The organism is Victivallis sp. (genome assembly GCF_048170485.1).
In the GTDB taxonomy this organism is placed as follows: Bacteria; Verrucomicrobiota; Lentisphaeria; order Victivallales; family Victivallaceae; genus Victivallis.
The window spans coordinates 1-5,637 of the sequence record NZ_DBEXAY010000269.1 but is presented as its reverse complement, the minus strand read 5'-3'; the positions used below and the strand labels follow the sequence as shown (position 1 = coordinate 5,637).

The window sequence follows — 5,637 nt, the reverse complement described above, 5'->3', positions numbered from 1 at the left end:
CGGTTCGACCTACAAGAAGAAGGGGGCGTAATGGAATCTGAATGCCGCCTCAATCTAGCTTGTTTGGCTGTCGGTTCGACATTCAAAGAGAACGCGCTGGCGCTGGTTACGCTTCCGCCTCAATCTAGCTTGTTTGGCTGTCGGTTCGACTTTGTTGTTATCTTCACCCCAAGGCGCATTAATATCCCCGCCTCAATCTAGCTTGTTTGGCTGTCGGTTCGACTTCATCTGCTCAAGCTGCTGCTTGCCGGTGGTAGCCCGCCTCAATCTAGCTTGTTTGGCTGTCGGTTCGACTGGAGGCGCTGTAGTGCCTTGAAAATCAGAAAAATACAAAGCATGTTGCGAGCGCCCGTCAAATCCTGCACATCATACCGGGGGAATTTTTCACCAAACAACGTGCAACTATTTGATTTTCAACAAGCACGAGCACCGATGCAGAACGTTTCGGCCCTCTTCGCGCTCGCAACAAGACGAAATCAAACGAACCTGCTGCCAAAAAAGCAAAAATGTCTTTCCGATGGCGGAAGAAAGATGAATACGCAGAACATGTCTGCAATTTTAAAATAGGCTGCAAATGAAAAAAATCAAATCAGAGAAACGTTATTTTGGGAATTTTCATCAAAGGTTTTCCCAGAACAACAAACAAATCCGCAGGATCATCCAATTCTCCCAGATCGATCAGACAACATTGATCTTCATAAAAGTGAATCACTTGACGAATTTCATTTTCTAATTCGGCTTTCATTGTCCTCGAAAGTGAACAGAGAAATACGGAATATTGAATACGATATCCGTATCCGGAAATCAAACGATCCATACGTCGCAAACGTTTGGGATCGGCAATATCGTATATAACAAGGTACTGTCGCCGCACAGCCATTCATTTCACCTGGTCGTCATGGGAAAATATCGATTGCCATCTCCCCGGAAAATGCGCCACAGCTGAGCAGCTTGAATTTCCAGCATCCGCCGATAAGAAAGACGGTAATGAAATACCGGATGCGAAACCTCCTCGTTCATTCTTCGCACATAGGCGTTCCAGAAGGCACGGTGTCCAGAACGTAAAAGACCGCAACCTGTTGATGCTTCCACAAAATCATTCGGAGAAACCTCATTACGGTTAATTAAAGAAATCACCACACTGTCTACAATCAGAGGACGAAATTCCTCCATCAAATCCAGCGCCAGAGCGGCTCTTCCAAAACGGGGAACATGCAGGAGACCACAGGAGGGATCCAGGCCAAGTGAGGCGCAGACTCCAGAGATTTCCGACGACAACACACTGTATCCCAACGAAAGCATGGCATTCACAGGATCTCGCGGCGGACGACGGTTTCTTCCTGTAAAGCGCTCTGAAAAAAACTGTTGTTTTAACACATCCGGAAATGAGGCAAAATACAGAGCGGCCGCCCGGCCCTCCAGCCCCAGAAGATTTTCTCTGTTTTCTGCATGGAGCACTTTTTTTCTCAAACATTGCAACTCATCGACAACCGAATCCGAACGATTTCTGGAATTACGGAGTAAAATGGTTCGCTGATTTTGGATTTTTCCCGCAATCATACTCCGTATGATCGGCAGCGCCAGCGACGGATTTTCCGCATAACGGTATTGACCGTGCCGGGAATCCAATCCCGAAATGGAAAGCGTGTCCAGCCGTCCGAGATATTTGCCCGCCGGCGAGAAGAAGGAAAGATTCAAATGATGCTCAAGACAAAGCTGAAGCACCTGTGTCGAAAATTGCGCTCCTCCGAACAGATGAATGGAACGTATCCGGTGAATTGGATGCGTTGAAACGGGTTTTCCTTTTCTGGTTGCAACCAGCGACTCTCCCCGGCGCGCCAGATAGACATCGGGAGATTGAATTACGAGTACCTCATCGCCCGGTTCTTCACAAACCGGAGGACGCAAGGTCCCGGAAAGTTTTTTCTGCCGTTTCCAGAACAGCGATTCCTCCGGTAGACAGACCGGATAAAGCGAACAATAGAGGCAACGCACATCTCCATACAACGGTTCCGGCATCGGTCTTGCTATTGCAGACCGCACCTCCTGAATCGTTCGACGAACTGTTTCTCGAAGAGTATCCGAACAATCCACCTCCACTATCTGCTTCGTTTCCGCATAGTAGATGGATCCGCCGGAAATCCGCCAGCCGTTTTTTTCCGCCAGCATCACGTATGCACAAAGCTGAACGGCATCCGCTTCTCGGGGTTGCAACATCTGCGCCGAAGTACGCAGGGGACTCCCGCGCTTATAATCAAAAACGCGCCATCCCTCTTCTTCTTCCCGCAGCAGATCCAGAACCCCGTGAATCCCCAGGTCTGAATCGGATAAGGCCAAGGAACGGATACTTTTCCGCCCGGTATCTTCCTCAAGGGGATACTCAGGAATCACATCCGGCTTGTCAACCCGCTGATGAATCCCTTTTCCCTCCACCACATCGGCGTTGGGGACAAACACATTTTCCACAAACTGAAAGTACATCAGCCGTGGACAATATACGTAATTGTGAAGCCGGCGAACCGGAATGGTCGTGCCGGAATCGGAGTTCTCCCCCATCAATCGATCTGCTCCGACGCCCGCACCGCCGCCTCAAGGCGCATCCGGTTCAATGCCAGACAACGCTGCCATTTCTCTTTCTTGACCGTCCGCCAGAGATCTTTTCCGGAAATCAGCGTCAATCCGTGTTTCTCCGGGTCGGCAAACCGGTAGATCTGCCGCCCCTCCCCTTCCAGAAGAGCCGCAGGGATCGGCAGAGCAAACAGGACATCCGGCGTCTCCTTCCCCTCCTGCGGCTCCAGACGGTCCGTTTCGGGAAACACCAGTTTGGCCAACTTGGACTCGCGGGCGGGAACCAGTCCGGACTGATTCCGGCGAACCCGGATCCGGTTGCGAATCGTCAGCATCGCAGGATGCGCCGCCGCACGAAGTCCGATATTGAACGCCGCATTCATATCCGCCTGAATCAAAGTATCCGAGCCGCAGAAAGGCACGAAAAGCGGTCCGCCATCCTTCGGGATCAGAAGCGGTTTGCCCAGCATCTCCAGTTTTTTCGCGAGATCACGAAGTTCCGGAAACGCCTGCTCCTCAGCCGGGAAACGCCTCCCGATTCCACGCTCGAATACCGTTCTCGAACAAAATTCCGCCCGGAATCCCGGAATCCCTTCCGCGGTGAATTTCGAGGAGTATGCCGCCGGAACATCCAGTACGGGAAGACCGAAAATCTCCGTCGCCATCATTGTGAGCTTGGCCCGGATCTGGCGGTGCGACCACTTCATCAGACGCGAATTCTCAAAACGGGAACGGTCCTGACTGAACCGGTACCGGCTGAGATTTTCCAGAACCAGAAACGCAGCCGGCTCCACACCGGGAATCCGCTCATATTCGCCGTGAATTTCTTCTGGACGGTTCCCCCGCGCACAACCCTTGAGCCGAAGCCCGAGTGCTTGACTGAGAATAAGATTTGCGGTCTGATTGATCCGGTTCTCCTTCATCTGGTTCAGCTTGCGAAGAACATCCGGACAGGGATCCGGAATCCGCAATTCCCGCATTTCCGAAGGGCGCTGCGGCGCGGCTCCGGCCCGGCGCATGAGATTGCGGTTCAGCGATTGAATCCGTTTCCGGAACTCCTCGAGCTGTTCCAGCCGGGCAAACGAAAGCCCGCGCTGACCGCAGATCCGAACCCGGGCCGGATGCCTGGCCGGTTCCTGCACCAGCCGGCAGGACTCCCCGTTCTCGCCGCGACACGATTCCCATTTCCAAATCCGGTCGCGCAACGGCAGAATGCGGCGGGCCAGTGTCAGCGCCACCTCCGGCAGCAGCTGCCGCCAGATCATCTCCTGTTCCTCCAGCAGAGGACGGAGAACCGCCGGAGAGGGAGACGGCATCGCCCCCTCTTCGGAAAGCGTGGCGGAATACTCTTGAAGGACCTTATCCTCTTTCCCCGGAGTATTCAGCATCCAGAGCCAGCGGTTGATCCGGCTCCACTTCGCCTGAGCCCGCCTGAATGCAATGAGTAAGCGGTCATTCTGTTCGGGAAATGTTTCATCTCCTTCCAGAAGGTCGTTTCCGCAGAGACGGATGCAGAGCTCCCGCGCCTCCGCCGTCTCTCCGGCATCCGCGAAACGCCCGCGACTGCCGTATCGCTCCTTCTCCATCCCGTTCTTCGACGGAAATTTCGCATCCTCGCCCGCAAGCCGGAGCAGCCCTCCATAGATTCGTTCCGCATACCAGTCGGTGACCCCGTCGTTTCCCAGCCGTATTGCGTGCACACCCGGCCGGGCTCCCGGAGATACCCGGATCCGCGTAATCGCTCCGGCGGTCCGCTGCCCCAGATCCACCGACACAAATACGAACGGTTTCCGTTTCAGGAACCAGTCCGGCACATTTTTCCCATTTTCAATTCCCGGCCAGAGTAACATCTGCTGCACGCTGTCGGCAAAATAAAACTGATTTGAGGAAAAACGCTCCGGGCAGGAGGCGTGAAGATTCTCCACCGGAACCCCGATTGAGAAATTCAGCAGATACCGCCTCTCTCCCCGCGCATCGCACTCCGGCATCAGAAACACGGCACTCTCCTCGAAATCCACCTCCGCCGGCGCCGCCGGATTCAACGCCTTTATCATCGGCGTCAAATAATGGAACGATTCTCCGCCGAGCAGACCGTCACGCAGAAGACGTGGAGCGGAATAGTGCAGAATGCAATCCTGCAAAGTGACGCCCCCCTGCTCATCCCGGACAGCGATCTGTGTCGTGCAGACCATTCTGCAATTGAGCGGCCGTTTCGAAACACAAAGTCTCTTTAAATCACACTGACGGCTGGAGTAGACGGCATCGGCCGGCGTGAACTGAATGGGCTCGCTCAACATTTCCACGCGATCACGCATGTCGAAATAACGCACAGCGTCGCACAGAAGATCGCGCGACTGCCGGCTTCCCGCCGGATAATCCGCCCGCCAGAGATCACGATATTCCGGCTCGGCCAGTTTGTGAAAAAGATCGGCACTCCCCATTCGCTCCGGATTCTTCTGCTGGAACAGATGAAGTTCTCTCACCAGCTCTTCAGCCGGAGCATTCCCGCCGGACCGCTCCAGAATCATCTGCCAACGGTGGCGCAACTCGAAAAAACTGCGGATCGTCCGGAATGACAGCCCGTATTCCATCACCTCGTCTTCCGTGAAGGAATTGGAGACACCAAGCTCTTTCAACAGCTTCTTCAGCAATTCCCAGCGGGGATCCCCCGCCAGAACCGGCAGCGGCAGCTCCTCATCTCCGTCCGCGCCCTCGGCGGAAATGCCGGAACCTTTTTTCCGGAGCCCTTCCATGTAGTCAAGATCCGCCTGAAGTGCATCGCGCATCTGTTCCCGCTCTTCGCATTTCTGCTGAAACTGGTTGATCGTTTTCAGCGCTTCGGTGAATGCACAGATGTCGAACTCCTTGCGCCAGATATTCCCCGTTAGAATCCGGCTGAAGTATGGAAAGATGAAACCGCGTTCCCCGCGGGCAAGCTTGATCGGGTCATCCGAAAGCCCGTAAGGATTTGCACTGAGGCTCTTTGCGCCGCCATCCTCCCGGATGAAGCATTTCATGAGACCGATGGTGAACTCAGCCGTGAAAGATTTCAGAAGCAGGGTTGCATTT

At 54.1% G+C, this 5,637-nt stretch carries 4 protein-coding genes; 1 reads left to right on the top strand and 3 read right to left on the bottom strand.

The window, feature by feature from the left end:
- Nucleotides 1-201, top strand: a 201-nt coding sequence (locus tag ACMLHG_RS13960) for a hypothetical protein (RefSeq protein ID WP_417170887.1), incomplete at its 5' end; no start/stop codon positions are given.
- Between the two features lie 388 nt (nucleotides 202-589).
- Here ACMLHG_RS13960 and cas2 read toward each other — a convergent pair.
- The 3 genes from cas2 to cas12b all read right to left on the bottom strand — a co-directional run.
- Nucleotides 590-880: a CRISPR-associated endonuclease Cas2 gene (gene cas2 / locus ACMLHG_RS13955; RefSeq protein WP_294432752.1), complete on the bottom strand. Its 291-nt coding sequence runs from the start codon at nucleotides 878-880 to the stop codon at nucleotides 590-592.
- 5 nt (nucleotides 881-885) lie between these two features.
- Nucleotides 886-2,556 carry a CRISPR-associated endonuclease Cas1 gene (cas1, locus tag ACMLHG_RS13950; RefSeq protein ID WP_417170888.1) on the bottom strand — a complete coding sequence of 557 codons (1,671 nt, stop codon included), beginning with the start codon at nucleotides 2,554-2,556 and terminating at the stop codon, nucleotides 886-888.
- Nucleotides 2,556-5,637: type V CRISPR-associated protein Cas12b (cas12b, locus tag ACMLHG_RS13945; protein ID WP_417170886.1), on the bottom strand; the 3,082-nt coding region annotated here is incomplete at its 5' end. The genes cas1 and cas12b, both read right to left, overlap by 1 nt.